We start from the raw sequence: 16,338 nt of genomic DNA, 5'->3' as shown, positions 1-16,338 counted from the left end.
TTCTTCCCGTCGAGTGTGCGGCTACGGCGCCCTGGGCGCACACTGGCCGTCGCCAGCGCACCCTCAACGCCGGGTCGAGCGCGGTGCCTGGCGAAACACGCAGTCACCGCAGACCGATCGCCCGGGCAGGCGATAGAACAGGCAGCAGCTGTCGCGCTTGAAGCCCAGGTGTGAGCCGGTGATGGCACCGGATCCAGACAGCACGCCGGTGTCGAGCAGGGACATGGTGACCTCGACGATCCGTGCCCGCAGGTCCGGTCGGGCCGCGAGCAGCGCCCGCGACGCGCCGACGAGTGCGGACGCGATGTTGCCCGCCAGCAGGGCTGGCGCCAGTTTGACCCGCAGCCCGGCCGCAAACGGCTGCATATGGTGTTGCACCACAAGGCGATACAAGTCGGCCGCGATGTCCTCGACCGGCTCTCCGATGGGCTCGGGCAGGCGCAGCTGCGCCCCGTCGTCGGCACGTTCCAGGTGTTGCAGATCCGGCACGACGCCGTGGGCCAACGCGCAGGCCAGCGCCGGTGACCACAGCCGGGTGGCGTGGCCGAGGTGGACCAGGGAGGCGCCGATCCGCAGGTCCGTCGTGTGGTAGCGCGCCGCGGTGGTGTCGATCAAACCCGCAAAGCCGTTGGCGTAGTCCTGGCGGACCGGGTGCCATCCTGTCGCCCCGCCGCCCACGGTCAGTGCGAAAAACCCTTTGTAGGAAGATATTTCGGCAAGCTCACCGGAGATATCCATGCGTGCGAAACCAGCCTCTCTGGGGAGACCCGCCCCAGCGTCTAGTGAGGAAGCGCCGGCGGTGAGTATCTGGCTCTCGGGTCGCAATGTGCCCGATCACAGTGGCGGGACCGCACCGGATTCGCACCGGTTTCCTCTTCGTGCAGGCCCGTCGGCGCACTGTCGGTAGCCGATATTGCCACACGCAGCCGCCTGCGGCGTGTCGAACTTGAATCGAACAGGTGTTCGTCTACTGTGGGGATCACTCGAAGAGACGACTTGTCGGTGGCCAGCTCTAGTGTCACGGCCAACCGACCGATACCGGTCAGAAGAACACCGACTATTAGGAGAGCACCATGGCGCAAGCGCCCGACCGTGAGAAGGCTCTCGAACTGGCGATGGCCCAGATCGAGAAGAGCTACGGCAAAGGCTCGGTGATGCGTCTCGGCGACGAGCAGCGTCAGCCGATTTCGGTCATTCCGACCGGATCCATCGCATTGGACGTGGCCCTGGGCATCGGCGGCCTGCCACGCGGCCGGGTCGTGGAGATCTACGGCCCGGAATCTTCGGGTAAGACGACCGTCGCGCTGCACGCGGTGGCCAATGCCCAGGCCGCCGGGGGTGTCGCGGCGTTCATCGACGCCGAGCACGCCCTGGACCCGGACTACGCCAGGAAACTCGGCGTCGACACCGATTCCTTGCTGGTCAGCCAGCCCGACACCGGTGAGCAGGCCCTCGAGATCGCCGACATGCTGATTCGCTCCGGCGCCCTGGACATTCTGGTCATCGACTCGGTAGCCGCATTGGTGCCGCGCGCGGAACTCGAGGGCGAGATGGGTGACAGCCACGTCGGGCTGCAGGCCCGGCTGATGAGCCAGGCGCTGCGGAAAATGACTGGCGCACTGAACAATTCGGGGACCACCGCGATCTTCATCAATCAGCTCCGCGAGAAGATCGGGGTGATGTTCGGCAGCCCCGAAACCACCACGGGTGGAAAGGCTTTGAAGTTCTACGCGTCGGTGCGCCTGGATGTGCGCCGGATCGAGACACTCAAGGACGGCACCGATGCGGTCGGTAACCGCACCCGGGTCAAGGTCGTCAAGAACAAGGTGTCGCCGCCGTTCAAGCAGGCCGAGTTCGACATCCTCTACGGCCGCGGCATCAGCAGGGAGGGGTCGCTGATCGACATGGGTGTGGATCAGGGCTTCATCCGCAAGTCCGGTTCCTGGTTCACCTATGAGGGCGAGCAGCTCGGCCAGGGCAAGGAGAACGTGCGCAACTTCCTGGTGGAGAACGGCGATATCGCCAACGAGATCGAGAAGAAGATCAAGGAAAAGTTGGGCATTGGCGCGGTGCTGACCGATGACGACGTCCTCCCCGCCCCCGTCGATTTCTGAGCCTGCCCGCGAGGAGCAGGCGCGGGCGCTGTGCCTGCGCCTGCTCACCGCGAGGTCGCGCACCCGGGCCGAGTTGTCCGGCCAGCTCGCCAAACGCGGATACCCCGGCGACGTCAGTGCTCGGGTGCTCGACCGGCTGGCCGCCGTCGGGCTGGTGGACGACCAGGACTTCGCCGAGCAGTGGGTGCGGTCCCGGCACGCCCGCGCGGGGAAAAGCAGGCGCGCGTTGGCCGCCGAGCTGCACACCAAGGGCGTCGACAAAGAGGTCATCAATACCGCACTGGCCGGGATCGACGCCGGTGCCGAGCGAAGCCGGGCCGAAGAACTGGTGCGGGCCAAGCTGCGGCGGGAAACGCTGAGCGGGGACGACGCGCGGATCACCCGCCGACTGGTGGGCATGCTGGCTCGCCGCGGCTATGGCCAGAACCTTGCCTGCGAGGTTGTCCTCGCCGAGCTGAACGCCGAGCGCGAACGCCGCCGCGTCTAGCTGGGGGTTCATGGCGTAGACCCCGGTCGCCGTACCATGGCCCCGTGACTTCGACAGTGGCACCGGACGCCGCGAGCCTGGCCGGGCCCGCGACGGGGTCGGGGCGCACCTATCAGGTCCGCACCTACGGCTGTCAGATGAACGTCCACGACTCCGAGCGGTTGGCGGGTCTACTCGAAGCCGCCGGCTACCAACGCGCCGACGAGGGCGCCGACGCGGATGTCGTGGTCTTCAATACCTGCGCGGTGCGCGAGAACGCCGACAACAAGCTGTACGGCAACATCAGCCACCTGGCCCCGCGTAAACGCGACAACCCCGACTTCCAGATCGCCGTCGGTGGCTGTCTGGCCCAGAAAGACCGAGAAGCGTTGCTGGACAAGGCGCCCTGGGTCGATGTGGTCTTCGGCACGCACAACATCGGGTCGCTGCCCACCCTGCTGGAGCGGGCCCGGCACAACAAGGTCGCCCAGGTGGAGATCGTCGAGGCGCTGCAGGAATTTCCATCGTCGCTGCCGAGCGCCCGCGAATCCGCTTATGCTGCTTGGGTTTCCATCTCCGTCGGCTGCAACAACAGCTGCACGTTCTGCATCGTCCCGTCGTTGCGCGGCAAGGAGGTCGACCGCAGCCCGGCCGACATTCTCGCCGAAGTGCGATCGTTGGTGGCCGACGGCGTGCTGGAAGTCACGCTGCTCGGGCAGAACGTCAACGCATACGGTGTCTCGTTCGCCGATCCCGCTGTGCCTCGCAACCGCGGCGCCTTCGCCGAGCTGCTGCGGGCCTGCGGAGACATCGACGGACTGGAACGCGTGCGGTTCACCTCCCCGCACCCGGCCGAGTTCACCGACGACGTCATCGATGCGATGGCCCAGACGCCCAATGTGTGTCCGGCCCTGCACATGCCGTTGCAGTCGGGGTCGGACCGGATGCTGCGGGCGATGCGGCGCTCGTATCGCGCCGAGCGCTACCTCGGCATCATCGACCGGGTGCGCACAGCGATGCCGCACGCGGCCATCACCACCGACCTGATCGTCGGATTCCCCGGCGAAACCGAGGAGGACTTCGCGGCCACCCTCGACGTGGTGCGCCAGGCCCGGTTTGCGGCCGCATTCACCTTCCAGTACTCGAAGCGGCCCGGAACCCCGGCCGCCGAACTCGATGGGCAGTTGCCGAAAGACGTTGTGCAGGAACGCTATATGCGGCTGATCGAACTGCAGGAGCAGATCTCGCTGGAGGGCAACCGGGAACTGATCGGCCAGCAGGTCGAACTTTTGGTCGCGACCGGCGAGGGCCGCAAGGATGCGCGCACCGCCCGCATGACCGGACGCGCGCGCGACGGCCGGCTGGTGCACTTCACCGCCGACACCCCGGTGCGCCCCGGAGACATCATCACCACCGCGGTCACCGAGGCCGCGCCGCACCACCTGATCGCCGACGCCGGCATCCTGACCCACCGCCGCACCCGGGCCGGCGACGCGCACGCCGCCGGACGGCGCCCGCGCGGCGTCGGTTTGGGCATGCCCGGCATTGGGCCGGCAATTCAAACAGTCGAAACCCAGGGATGTGCCCGATGACGAAAGAACACACGGACCTTGATGCGCTGCGCGCCGATATCGAGGCCGCAGAACGCCGCGTTGCACGCGAAATCGACCCCGGCCCAAGGGCATTGATCGTCGCCATCCTGGTGTTCGTGCTGCTCGGGTCGTTCATCTTGCCGCATACCGGCCAGGTCCGCGGCTGGGATGTACTGTTCAGCAGCCACGGCGCCGGCGCGGCCGCGTTGTCGCTACCGTCGAAGGTATTCCTTTGGCTAACACTGGTTTTCGGCGTCGGGTTCTCGATGCTGGCATTGCTGACCCGCCGCTGGACGCTGGCCTGGATCGCGCTGGCGGGCTCGTCGATCGCCAGCGCGACCGGGCTGTTGGCGGTGTGGTCGCGCCAGACCGCGGCCGCCGGCCATCCCGGCCCGGGGATCGGGCTGTGGGTCGCGTGGATCACGGTGATCCTGTTGACGTTCCATTGGGCCCGCGTGGTGTGGTCACGCACGATCGTGCAGCTCGCGGCCGAGGAACAGCGGCGCCGGATCAACGCCGAGCAACAGTCCAGGACGCTGCTGGAGAGCCTGGGGGACCCGGACACCCCCGATGGTCCCGAGGTCCAGGCGCCGCCAGACCAGCCGGCGGGGGGCTAGGACCTGCGGGTAAGCGCGTCGGCGGCCGCTTGCGCCCACTGCCGCCATTGTTCGGCGTTGGCCTGCGCCTCTTCGGCTTCCTTGGTCCGGCCGGCCGCGGCCGCCTTGCGGGCCTGCTGCTCGTAATGCTCGGCGCGGGTGGCGAACTGCTCGGCGCGTGCCTGCGCTTCGGGGTCAGACCAATTCGATTCGCCGGCGTCGCGCACCTTCTTCTCGACGGCACGCAACCGCCGTTCCAGGTCGGCTGACCGTTCCCGCGGCACCTTGCCGATCGCGTCCCATTTGTCGGCGATCGCCCGCAATGCCGCCCGGGCCGCTTCGTGGTTGCTGGTGTCGATCTTCTCGGCCTCGGCCAGCAGCGCCTCCTTGGCGGTGGCGTTGGCGCGGAACTCCTGATCCTTCTCGGCCGTCACGGCATTGCGGGCCGAGAAGAAAGCATCCTGGGCTGCCTTGAAGCGCTTCCACAGCGCGTCGTCGACCTCACGGGTCGCGCGCCCCGCCGATTTCCACTCGGTCAGCAGGTTGCGGAATTCGGCGCTGGTGGCGGCCCAGTCCGTCGAATCGGACAGCTCCTCGGCGCGCTCGCACAGCCGCTCCTTGGACTGCCGTACGCCCGCGCGCTCGCGGTCCAACTCGGCGAAGTGCGAACCCCGTCTCCGGTTGAACGCTTCGCGCGCGGCCGAATAGCGCTTCCACAGCGCGTCGTCGACCTTGCGATCCAGTCCGGTGATCGTCTTCCACTCATCGAGAATCTCGCGCATCCGGTCCCCGGCGACCTTCCAGTGCGTCGAGTTGGCGGCCAGATCCTCCGCCTCGGCCGCCAGCGCCTCCTTGCGGGCGGTCTGCGCGGCCCGATGCTCGTCGCGGCGGGAGCGTTCGGCGGCGACCGAGGCCTCGGCGTGCTCCACAAGCAGGGTCAGCCGCCCGGCGAGCGCGTCGACGTCGCCCAGCACCGAGGCCGTCGGCAATGTCTCGGCCAGCGCGGTCGCGTTGGCCTTGATTTTGCGGGCATCGCCGCTTCCGGAGGCCAGCCGCTCCTCCATCAGCGTGACCTCGGTGCTCAGGTCTTCGAATCGCCGGCCGAAGTGGGCGAATGCGGCCTCAGGGTCGCCGGCCTGCCAGGAGCCGATGATGCGTTCGCCGGCCGAGCTGACCAGCCAGACCGTCCCGTCGTCGTCGACGCGTCCGTACTGATGCGGATTGCTGGCCGGTGGCAACACGACCGGGTGCGCGCTGGGTCGCGGTGCCGGCCCCGGGCGGGGACCCGGTCGCGGCCCAGGACGGGGTGCCGGTTTGGGCGCGTCGCTGGAGCGGGGCTCGTCGTCGGTCATGCGCTCGTCACCATCTCTTGCACCCTTTCGCGCGCTCGCTGTCCCGCGCACCTGCCGCGCATAGCGGCACCACTACGGTCGGGAGACTTGCTGCGATCGACAGCTGCTCCGTCACCGATTCCACCAGTATTCAAGCAGCTTGGCGGACCGTATGCCGCAACCTGATCGTCACCGCCTCGACAGCCCCTCTGAAACAGCGGGTGCACCCAGCATTTTTTCCGTGAACCGCGCTCGACTTCGCAGAGAAACCGCACCTGGACAAGGTGGACATCGCGGCGTTGCCTGCGTTGGGTTCGGTGCTGTGCGTCGCGACCAGCAAACGTTGGGTGCTGGCGCCGAGCGGCCGGTGTAGGACGCGGGTAACGGTTCGATTCCACCGTCGCCGGAGCCGTAGGGCAGGCACCCGGCGCCCGGTACCGTAGTAGAGACAGTTGGTGTTGTTGGTACTTGTGGGGCTGGAGGGGGCAAGTCAAGGTAGCCGGGGTGGGGTCCTCGCGGCGGCGGATGTAGCCCGCGGTTCGGAGACCGGCATCGTCGTCGCCGCGCAAGCCGGGCCGGGGGCGGTCGCCGGGCCGTGACACGATGGGAGCGAGTTCATCGGTCCGTTCGGGCGTCACCAGCCGGCCACAGCCTTGCCACAGGCTCTACATAGGTTCGTGAACTACTTATTGCGCAGGACCGTTTCTTCCGCAGTGGCGCGGGCAATGACGACGCTCACACAACGGAAACGGCTCCGAAACGGGTAGTGAATACCCGTCGCGAATGATGGCCCACGTGGCCGCGTGCCGGGGAGGAGGTCGCAGATGGAGAAGACGGATATCGCGGTTCTTCTCGCCCTGCTCGCCGCGTTCGCGTCGGCGCTGGGCAATGTCGTCCGTCAGCGTTCAGCGCAGGAGATCACCGACAAGCCGGTGGGCCACCTCGAGCTGTTCCGGATGTCGGTGCGCGACGGCAAGTGGTGGCTGGGGGCCGGCGGAGCCATCGCGAACTACGCCCTGCAGGCCGCGGCCTTGACGCTGGGCTCCGTGATGCTGGTCACGTCATTGCAGGTGACGGCGCTGCTGTTCGCGCTGCCGATCTACGCGCGCATGACCCGGCGCTCGGTCACCCGCTGGGAATGGACCTGGGCACTGCTGCTGGCCGCCGCGTTGGCGGTGGTGGTCGTCGTCGGCGATCCGGATCCCGGCGCCTCGCGCGGCTCGGTACAGACCTGGATAGTCGTGGCCCTGGTGATGGGGCCGGCGCTGGTTTTCTGCGTGTGGGGTGCGCGGAAGTGGCCGGGCTCGGTCGCCGCCGTACTGCTGGCCATCGTCGCCGGTTCGTCGCTGGCACTGTTCGCGGTCCTGACGAAGGCCGTGGTGGTGATCGTCGGGGACGGCGTCGGTGCGCTGCTGACCGCGCCCGAGTTCTACGCGTGGATAGCGGCTGCCCTCGCGGGGATGATCTTCCAGCAGTCGTCGTTTCGCGCCGGCTCGCTGACCGCCTCGCTGCCGACCTCCGTGGTGGCCAAGCCGGTCGTCGGGTCGATCCTGGGCATGGCCGTCCTCGGTGAATATCTCGACTGCAACGGAACCGCCAAGGTGGTGCTCGCCGTCGGCGTCGTGGTGGTGGCGGTCGCGACCGTGGCCCTGGCCCGCGGTGAGGCGGCGACCATGTCCAGCAGCTTCGCGGAGAAGCTGGCGAAAAAAGCGTTGCGCCGATCGGGCGAAGTGCGCCTCGCCGAGGCGGAGTGCCGCAGCTGACGCTCGGTTGAGTGGGCGTCGATTAGTTTGATGTCGTGCTGAGCGCCATCGCGATCGTTCCCTCCACGCCGCTGCTTGTTCCCGAGCTCGCCGGCGCGGCGGCCGCCGAACTGGCCGACCTGGCCACGGCGGTGCTGGCGGGGGCCGCGCTGTTGCCGCCGCGGTGGGTCGTGATCGGCACGGCCGACACCGACGATGTGCTGGGCCCCGACGGCGTCGGCAGCTTTGCCGGCTACGGCGCCGAGGTGCGCGTCCGCCTATCGCCGACGGCCGCCGGGCCGGCCGATGTGGTGGCCGACTTCCCGCTCTGCGCGTTGATTGGGGGCTGGTTGCGTGGCCAGGTCCGGCCGGAGGCCGACGCTCAGGTTCGTGTCTACCGCGGCGACCACGACGTCGACACCGCACTGGATTTGGGCCGGCGGCTGCGGGCCGAGATCGACCGGGCGTCCGATCCGCTCGGCGTGCTGGTTGTCGCCGACGGCGCGAACACCCTGACCGAAGGCGCGCCCGGCGGGTTTGACCCCGCGAGCCCCGACGCCCAGCGGGCCCTGGACGACGCGTTGGCCAACGGCGACAGCGCCGCGCTGGCCGGGCTGCCGGGGCAGATCCTGGGGCGGGTCGCATTCCAGGTGCTGGCCGGGCTGACCGAGCCGGGGCCACGTTCGGCCAAGGAGTTGTACCGGGGAGCGCCCTACGGTGTGGGGTACTTCGCCGGAGCCTGGCAGCCATGAGACCCGCGGCGATCGCAAGCTCGGCGGTACGCCGGGCGCGTGGGGGCACCTCCCGCTTGCGGGGCAGGGTCGACGCATGAGACCCCTGGCGATCATCGGGCCCACCGGGACCGGCAAGTCGCAGCTGGCCCTCGACGTCGTCGAGCAACTCAACGGCGAGCTGGGTGCCGAGATCGTCAACGCCGATGCCATGCAGTTCTACCGCGGCATGGACATCGGGACCGCCAAGCTGCCCGTCGACGAACGCCGCGGTATCCCACATCACCAGCTCGACGTCCTGAACGTCACGCAGACCGCGACCGTCGCCCGCTATCAGCGGGCCGCCGCCGCGGATATCGAGGCGATCGCGTCCCGCGGTGCGGTGCCGGTCATCGTCGGCGGGTCGATGCTCTACGTCCAGTCGCTGCTGGACGACTGGACGTTTCCCGCCACCGACCCCGCGGTGCGGGCCCGCTGGGAACAGCGGCTCGCCGAGGTCGGCGTGGGCGAGCTGCACGCCGAGCTGGCCCGCCGCGACCCGGCCGCCGCCGCGGCGATCCTGCCCACCGATGCCCGGCGCACGGTGCGCGCGCTCGAGGTTGTCGAGCTCACCGGCCAGCCGTTCGCGGCGTCCGCGCCCCGCATCGGCGCTCCCCGCTGGGGCACCGCTATCGTCGGATTAGATTGTGACACAACGATTCTCGATGAGAGATTGGCCCGACGCACCGACATCATGTTCGCCCGGGGCCTGGTCGACGAGGTGCGTGGGCTGCTACGCGAGGGCCTGCGCGACGGCGTCACCGCGTCACGCGCGCTGGGTTACGCGCAGGTGCTCGCCGTGCTCGATGCCGACGACCCCGCGGCGTTGCGCGACGCGCAGGAGCTGACGTTCGTGGGCACCCGCCGCTATGTGCGGCGGCAACGGTCGTGGTTTCGCCGGGATCACCGCGTGCACTGGGTCGACGTGGGCGCCGCGACCGAGTCCGACCGCGCCCGCGTCGTCGCCGACACCTTGCGGGCGTGGCGGCACGTACCCTGAACAGGTGATCCGCGCCAATGACGAAGACCCGGGCCCAGCCAGGGGTGTGGGGGTACCTCCCGCGTGCGGGGGCGAATGGCGCACATGATCTTCGCCAAGGGCCACGGCACCCAGAACGACTTCGTGCTGCTGCCCGACCTCGACGCTGAGCTCTCGCTCACCCCGACCGGGGTCGCCGCGCTGTGCGACCGCCGCCGCGGGCTGGGCGCCGACGGCGTGCTGCGGATCACCACCGCCGGTGCCGCCTTGGAAGTCGGCGTGCTGGATCGGCTGCCCGACGGTGTCGGCGCGGACGACTGGTACATGGACTATCGCAACGCCGACGGTTCGACCGCGCAGATGTGCGGCAACGGCGTGCGGGTGTTCGCGCACTACCTGCGTGCCAGCGGCCTGGAGACCCGCGACGAGTTCGTCGTCGGATCACTGGCGGGGCCGCGGATGGTCACCATGCACCACGCCGATGCCACCAACGCCGACGTCACCGTCGACATGGGCAAGGCCAACCGGATGGGCGCGGGGGAGGCTGTCGTCGGCGGCAGGCGCTTGCGCGGGTTGGCGATCGACGTCGGCAATCCGCACCTGGCGTGCGTCGACCCGCAGCTGACTGGCGACGAGCTCGCCGCGTTGGATGTCGCCGCGCCGGTGCAGTTCGACCGGGCGCAGTTCCCCGAAGGTGTCAATATCGAAGTACTCACCCCGGCCGTCGAGGGCGTGGTGCGGATGCGGGTCCATGAGCGCGGGGTCGGCGAAACCCGTTCGTGCGGAACCGGAACCGTCGCGGCCGCGGTGGCCGCGCTCACCGACGCCGGGGCCGACACCGGGACGCTGACCGTCCGGGTGCCCGGGGGCGACGTCGTCGTCACCATCACCGACGCCACCAGCTACCTGCGCGGGCCGTCGGTGCTGCTGGCCCGTGGCCTAGTGAGCGAGGACTGGTGGAACGCCCAATAATTCGGATGCACGCCGCGGATTTGGCGTGCACTATTGCTAATTGCCTATGACACATCCCGAACTGCCGTACCCCGATCAATCGGCCGACCATCCCACGCCCGAGCCCAGTCTCGGCGAACTTGCCCTCGAAGACCGATCGGCACTGCGCCGCGTCGCCGGGCTGTCGACCGAACTCGCCGACATCTCCGAGGTCGAATACCGACAGCTGCGGCTGGAACGCGTCGTGCTGGTGGGCGTGTGGACCGAGGGCAGCGCGGCCGACAACCGGGCGAGCCTGGCCGAGCTGGCGGCGCTGGCCGAAACCGCCGGCTCGCAGGTGCTCGAGGGGCTGATCCAGCGCCGCGACAAGCCCGACCCGTCGACCTACATCGGCTCGGGCAAGGCGCAGGAGCTGCGGGAGGTGGTCGTGGCCACCGGCGCCGACACCGTGATCTGCGACGGTGAACTTTCCCCGGCGCAGCTGACCGCCCTGGAAAAGGCCGTCAAGGTCAAGGTCATCGATCGCACCGCGCTGATCCTCGACATCTTCGCTCAGCACGCCACCAGCCGCGAGGGCAAGGCGCAGGTATCGCTGGCGCAGATGGAGTACATGCTGCCGCGGCTGCGCGGCTGGGGTGAGTCGATGTCCCGGCAGGCCGGTGGTCGCGCCGGCGGCAGCGGCGGCGGGGTGGGGCTGCGTGGTCCCGGTGAGACCAAGATCGAGACCGATCGGCGCCGCATCCGCGAGCGCATGTCCAAGCTGCGCCGCGAGATCAAGGACATGAAGCAGGCCCGCGACACCCAACGCAGTCGCCGGGTGCACAGCGACATGCCGTCGGTCGCGATCGTCGGCTACACCAACGCCGGCAAGTCCAGCCTGCTCAACGCACTCACCGGGGCCGGCGTGCTGGTGCAGGACGCGCTGTTCGCCACCCTGGAGCCGACCACGCGGCGTGCCGAGTTCCCCGACGGCCGTCCGCTCGTGCTCACCGACACCGTCGGGTTCGTGCGGCACCTGCCCACCCAGCTCGTCGAGGCATTCCGTTCGACGCTGGAGGAGGTCGTCGACGCCGATCTGCTGGTGCACGTGGTGGACGGTTCCGATGTCAACCCGGTCGCCCAGATCAATGCGGTGCGCCAGGTGATCTCCGAAGTGGTCTCCGAGCATCAGGGGGAGCCGCCGCCGGAGTTGTTGGTGGTGAACAAGATCGACGCCGCGAGCGACCTGATGCTGGCCAAGCTGCGGCACGGGCTGCCCGGCGCGGTGTTCGTCTCCGCGCGCACCGGCGAGGGCATCGACGAGCTGCGCCGGCGGATGGCCGAATTGGCCGCTCCCACCGACGCCGCCGTCGACGTCGTTATTCCCTACGACCGCGGCGACCTGGTGGCCCGCGTGCACGCCGACGGCCGCGTCCAGGAAGAAGAGCACAGCTCGTTTGGCACCCGGATCAAGGCCCGGGTTCCGGTGGCCCTGGCCGCGAGCCTGCGGCAATTCGCCACGGCCAACGGCTCCACGCCCCCGGGATAGACCTGGGCGACTGCCGACCAACCGTCTGGTTGGTATATGTTGGGCGGCAGAGTTCCCGGCGGCCGGAGGTTATCCATGGGCAGTGCAATCAAGTACCAGCGCACACTGTTTGAACCCGAGCACGATCTGTTCCGCGAGTCCTACCGGGCCTTCCTCGAGCGCCATGTCGCGCCGTACCACGACGAGTGGGAGAAGGCGAAAATCGTCGACCGCGGGGTCTGGCTGGAGGCCGGCAAACAGGGATTTCTGGGCATGGCGGTGCCCGAAGAGTACGGCGGCGGCGGCAACCCCGACTTCCGGTACAACACGATCATCACCGAGGAAACGACCGCCGGTCGCTACAGCGGAATCGGCTTCGGACTGCACAACGACATCATCGCGCCGTATTTGCTGGAGCTGACCAACGACGAGCAGAAGCAACGCTGGTTGCCGAAGTTCTGCACCGGCGAAATGATCACCGCAATCGCGATGACCGAGCCGGGAACGGGCAGCGACCTGCAGGGCATCAAGACCCGCGCGGTCAAACAGGGCGATCACTACGTGCTCAACGGCGCAAAGACGTTCATCACCAACGGAATCAACTCCGATCTGGTGATCGTCGTCGCGCAGACTGATCCGGACAAGGGCTCACAAGGCTTTTCGCTGCTCGCCGTCGAACGCGGCATGGAAGGCTTTGAGCGCGGCCGTCATTTGGACAAGATCGGTCTCGACGCGCAGGACACGGCGGAGTTGTCGTTCACCGACGTCAAGGTTCCCGTCGAAAACCTGCTCGGTGAGGAGGGCAAGGGCTTCATCTATTTGATGCAGAACCTGCCGCAGGAGCGAATCAACATCGCGGTCATGGCTGCCGCGGCGATGGAGCAAGTGCTCGAACAGACGCTGCAATACACCAAGGAGCGCAAGGCCTTTGGCAAACCGATCGGCAGTTTCCAAAACAGTCGCTTCGTGCTGGCCGAACTGGCGACCGAGGCCACCGTGGTGCGCATCATGGTCGACGAGTTCCTGCGACTGCATCTGGACAAGAAGCTGACGGCAGAGCAGGCCGCGATGGCCAAGTGGTACGCCACCGAAAAACAGGTGCATCTGATCGACCGTTGTCTGCAGCTGCACGGAGGCTATGGCTACATGCGCGAATACTCGGTCGCTCGTTCCTATCTCGATGCCCGGGTGCAGACGATCTATGGCGGCACAACCGAGATCATGAAGGAGATCGTCGGGCGCAGCCTCGGGGTCTAGCCGGGTGATCATGACGCGCATCGGCTAACGTCGCCGGCGGTGGACCAATCTTGCTGTCACGCAACAACGCATCGTCGGCAGACGCGCGGTATGCGCGCGGATGGTGACACGAACCGAGCGCAAATAGCCGGCTTACGCTGTCATTGCTTGGGTTTACGGCAAAATAGTCGATGCCCATGAATAGCTCCTTTGCTCGAGTGGATAGCCGGCGCCTCGCGTACGGTCGGCGCATGTCCATCGGCCACGCGGAGCGCGTAATCACCCGCCCTCGGCGTGTCTTGAGGCAGGATCGGTCGCGACACGATCGTCGTCCCGCATCATTTCGACATCGGAGTGGTCTCCGTTTTCGTAATATTCGCGAATTGCCTTCGTATTTCTTGTTCGCTGGAGCAAAGTTATGCGAGCCCGGCGATAATACGAACTCGGTGGGGTTCGTAACCCGCGTTTGGGGCACCAACCGCGCGCAGGGGCCGCAGGGTACGGGCATGGCCATACAAAGGGGCATATCCGTCGGCTGGGAGGCTTGGTGAACGGGAAGAGAGGTCACGTGCGCAGGCTCGCTGGTCGGGCGCTCATCAGCGTGGCGACCACAGCGTTGGCCATCGTGCTGTTGGCACCTACCGTTTCAGCGTCTCCGATCGGTGACGCCGAAGCCGCCATCATGGCCGAGTGGACCAAGGCCGGCGGCGACACCTCCCCGCTCGGTGCCCGCAAGGGCGACGTCTACCCGGTTGCCGACGGCTTCGCGTGCGACTTCGACGGCGGCAAGTTCTTCTTCACCACGGCCACCGGGGCGAAATTCATCTACGGCCCGATCCTGGAAAAATACGACATGCTGGGCGGTGCGGCCGGCGGCGATCTGGGCTTTCCGACCATCAACGAGGTGCCCGGTCTGGCGGGCCCGGACAGTCGGGTGGCGACGTTCTCGGCCAGCGACAAGCCGGTGATCTATTGGACGCCCGATCACGGCGCGTTCGTCGTGCGCGGCGCCCTGAACGCCGCCTGGGACAAGCTCGGCAGCTCCGGCGGTGTCCTGGGCGCCCCGGTCTCCGATGAGACCTACGACGGCGAAGTGTCCTCGCAGAAGTTCAGCGGCGGCCAGATCTCCTGGAACCGCAAAACCAAGGAATTCACCACTGAGCCAGCGAATTTGGCCGAGCAGCTCAAAGGCCTGCAGGTAGCGATCGATCCCACCGCGGCCATCAACATGGCCTGGCGCGCGGCCGGCGGCGTCAACGGTCCGCTCGGCGCCAAGCAGGGCGGTCCGAATCCGATCGGCGGTGACGGCATCGTCCAGAACTTCGCCGGCGGCAAGGTGTTCTTCAGCCCGGCGACCGGTGCGAGCGCGCTGGAAAGCGACATCCTGGCGAAGTACGAGTCGGTCGGTGGCCCGGTCAGCAGCGACCTGGGTTTCCCCACCGCTAACGAGTCCGACGGCGGCATCAGCCCCAACAGCCGGATCGCCACCTTCTCCGGGGCCGACAAGCCGGTCATCTTCTGGACGTCCGACCACGGCGCGTTCGTCGTGCGCGGCGCCATGAAGGCGGCCTGGGACAAGCTGCGTGGTCCCACCGGAAAACTGGGCGCGCCGGTCGGCGACCAGACCGTCGACGGCGACGTGATCTCGCAGAAGTTCACCGGCGGCAAGATCTCGTGGAACCGCGCGAAGAACACCTTCTCCACGGACCCGGCCAACCTGGCTCCGCTGCTGTCGGGCCTGCAGGTGTCGGGGCAGAACCAGCCGAGCGGTTCGGCGATGCCCGCGCACGCCAAGAAGTGGTACACCTGGAACTGGTGGTACCTGTTCGCCCTGGTTCCGCTGCTGATTCTGGTGCTGCTGGCGGTGTTCGTGGCGTTGCGCTGGCGTCGGCACCGTGCCGATCGCAACAGCGCTCCCTACGACCTGGAGCGCGACGTCGACGTCGGCGGCTACGGGGGCACGGGTGAGCCGCGCTGGGATCCCGACTACGCCGAGCACATGTCGTTCACCGACACGCACGAACCGGATCACCGCGAGGCCGAACACGCGCCGCTGGCCAGGTGGCCGCACTCACCCGAAACGGCCGAAATGGACGAAGACGGTGGGTATGACGAGCCGTCGCATCCCCTAACCGAGGAGGAATGGGATGAGCTAGCGGTCGACGAGCGGGATCCCGACTCGGTCGACACCGATTCCATCCCGATCGTGTCGGCCGACGATCTGTCCGACGCTGGCTACGGCGATGAGCTGCCGGAAGCCGGCTATCCGGACAGCCCGGACGTACCGGAGAGCGCGTATCCGGACGTCGTCGTGGAGGACGAGTACGCCGACCTCGCGGGTCCGGAAGGCGCTTATTCACCCGAAGGCGCCTATCCAGAGGCCGGCTATCCCGAACTCGCCGACGAGGACGCCGCTTACCCGGAGGCGGGCTACCCGGGCGGTGCTTACCCGGAGGCGGGCTACCCGGGCGCCGACGAGGAAGAGGCCGCCTATCCCGAGGCCGCGTATCCCGCCGAGGAACCGGAGACCGGGTACCCCGATGTCGCCGTCCCGCGCACGCCTCCGGATCTTGCCGGCGCCGCCGGTGGCGCGTCCGGTGCTGCCGGTGGGCCCGCCGCGGGTGGAGCCGCGGCCAGCCTGGCGGCCGCGCTGGGTGCCGCGGCCGGCGTCACACCCAGAGCGGCGGGGCGGCACGCGGCCGCGGATGCCGACGACGAGGCGGACTTCGTACCGGTTGCGGCGATCGGGGCATTAGGCCCCGCCGGGCGCCCGACGATCCACATGCCGCTGGACGACCCGTATCAGATGCCCGACGGCTACCCGATCAAGGCGAGTGCTCGCTTCGGCCTCTACTACACGCCGGACAGCGATCTCTACCACGACACGCTCGCCGAGATCTGGCTGTCCAGCGAGGAAGCCGCGCTGGTCAACGGCTTCGTGAAAGCCGACTGACGCCGTAACGCGCGGCGCTAGATGTACTCGGTCATGAGGTTGTAGCAGGCGTGTCGGCTTGATGTGAGGAGAACCCCCGGGTGGGGTGTGGCTTGTCGAAG

General features: G+C 68.1%; 14 protein-coding genes and 1 riboswitch. Of the genes, 12 read left to right on the top strand and 2 right to left on the bottom strand.

What is annotated here, in order from left to right:
- Positions 1 to 63: 63 nt before the first annotated feature.
- On the bottom strand, positions 64 to 738 hold the full coding sequence (locus ACAG21_RS25970; protein ID WP_370499135.1) for a (2Fe-2S)-binding protein: 675 nt from the start codon (positions 736 to 738) through the stop codon (positions 64 to 66).
- A gap of 42 nt (positions 739 to 780) precedes the next feature.
- A riboswitch (cobalamin riboswitch) is annotated at positions 781 to 917 on the bottom strand.
- A 156-nt stretch (positions 918 to 1,073) separates the two neighbouring features.
- On the opposite strand from ACAG21_RS25970, the gene recA reads away from it, so the two are divergent.
- The 4 genes from recA to ACAG21_RS25950 are packed head-to-tail and all read left to right on the top strand — an operon-like array spanning position 1,074 to position 4,789.
- On the top strand, positions 1,074 to 2,114 hold the full coding sequence (gene recA, locus ACAG21_RS25965) for a recombinase RecA (RefSeq protein WP_096286348.1): 1,041 nt from the start codon (positions 1,074 to 1,076) through the stop codon (positions 2,112 to 2,114).
- Positions 2,080 to 2,601: a recombination regulator RecX gene (gene recX, locus ACAG21_RS25960; RefSeq protein WP_370499134.1), complete on the top strand. Its 522-nt coding sequence runs from the start codon at positions 2,080 to 2,082 to the stop codon at positions 2,599 to 2,601. Before recA ends, recX begins: the two co-directional genes overlap by 35 nt.
- A gap of 44 nt (positions 2,602 to 2,645) precedes the next feature.
- On the top strand, positions 2,646 to 4,172 hold the full coding sequence (gene miaB / locus ACAG21_RS25955; RefSeq protein ID WP_370499133.1) for a tRNA (N6-isopentenyl adenosine(37)-C2)-methylthiotransferase MiaB: 1,527 nt from the start codon (positions 2,646 to 2,648) through the stop codon (positions 4,170 to 4,172).
- Positions 4,160 to 4,789, top strand: coding sequence for a hypothetical protein (locus ACAG21_RS25950; RefSeq protein WP_370499132.1), 630 nt, complete (start codon positions 4,160 to 4,162; stop codon positions 4,787 to 4,789). Before miaB ends, ACAG21_RS25950 begins: the two co-directional genes overlap by 13 nt.
- Here the strand turns inward: ACAG21_RS25950 and ACAG21_RS25945 are convergent.
- The gene (locus ACAG21_RS25945) at positions 4,786 to 6,120 is read right to left on the bottom strand and encodes a DUF349 domain-containing protein (protein WP_370499131.1); all 1,335 of its coding nucleotides are present in this window, start codon (positions 6,118 to 6,120) and stop codon (positions 4,786 to 4,788) included. The two genes, ACAG21_RS25950 and ACAG21_RS25945, sit on opposite strands and share 4 nt — an antisense overlap.
- A 434-nt stretch (positions 6,121 to 6,554) precedes the next feature.
- Here ACAG21_RS25945 and ACAG21_RS25940 point away from each other — a divergent pair, with 434 nt between their 5' ends.
- From ACAG21_RS25940 to ACAG21_RS25905, 8 genes are all read left to right on the top strand, one after another.
- Entirely contained in the window at positions 6,555 to 6,698 is a 144-nt protein-coding gene (locus ACAG21_RS25940; RefSeq protein ID WP_370499130.1) for a hypothetical protein, read from the top strand.
- Positions 6,699 to 6,923: 225 nt separating this feature from the next.
- Complete coding sequence (locus tag ACAG21_RS25935; RefSeq protein ID WP_370499129.1) at positions 6,924 to 7,862, top strand: DMT family transporter; 939 nt, start codon at positions 6,924 to 6,926, stop codon at positions 7,860 to 7,862.
- 35 nt (positions 7,863 to 7,897) lie between these two features.
- On the top strand, positions 7,898 to 8,593 hold the full coding sequence (locus ACAG21_RS25930; protein ID WP_370499128.1) for a hypothetical protein: 696 nt from the start codon (positions 7,898 to 7,900) through the stop codon (positions 8,591 to 8,593).
- 76 nt (positions 8,594 to 8,669) lie between these two features.
- A complete protein-coding gene (gene miaA, locus ACAG21_RS25925; RefSeq protein WP_370499127.1) occupies positions 8,670 to 9,611 on the top strand; it encodes a tRNA (adenosine(37)-N6)-dimethylallyltransferase MiaA in 942 nt (313 codons plus the stop codon).
- Positions 9,612 to 9,695: 84 nt separating this feature from the next.
- The gene (gene dapF, locus ACAG21_RS25920; protein WP_370499220.1) at positions 9,696 to 10,562 is read left to right on the top strand and encodes a diaminopimelate epimerase; all 867 of its coding nucleotides are present in this window, start codon (positions 9,696 to 9,698) and stop codon (positions 10,560 to 10,562) included.
- A 46-nt stretch (positions 10,563 to 10,608) separates the two neighbouring features.
- On the top strand, positions 10,609 to 12,069 hold the full coding sequence (gene hflX, locus ACAG21_RS25915; protein WP_370499126.1) for a GTPase HflX: 1,461 nt from the start codon (positions 10,609 to 10,611) through the stop codon (positions 12,067 to 12,069).
- A gap of 75 nt (positions 12,070 to 12,144) precedes the next feature.
- Positions 12,145 to 13,305: an acyl-CoA dehydrogenase family protein gene (locus ACAG21_RS25910; protein WP_370499125.1), complete on the top strand. Its 1,161-nt coding sequence runs from the start codon at positions 12,145 to 12,147 to the stop codon at positions 13,303 to 13,305.
- Positions 13,306 to 13,852: 547 nt separating this feature from the next.
- Positions 13,853 to 16,237 carry an LGFP repeat-containing protein gene (locus ACAG21_RS25905; protein ID WP_370499124.1) on the top strand — a complete coding sequence of 795 codons (2,385 nt, stop codon included), beginning with the start codon at positions 13,853 to 13,855 and terminating at the stop codon, positions 16,235 to 16,237.
- Positions 16,238 to 16,338 lie beyond the last annotated feature (101 nt).

It is taken from the genome of Mycobacterium sp. pR1184 (assembly GCF_041287235.1).
Lineage (GTDB): Bacteria > Actinomycetota > Actinomycetes > Mycobacteriales > Mycobacteriaceae > Mycobacterium.
Note: the sequence above shows the minus strand (reverse complement) of the source record. Positions and strands in the feature narration are given on the sequence as shown.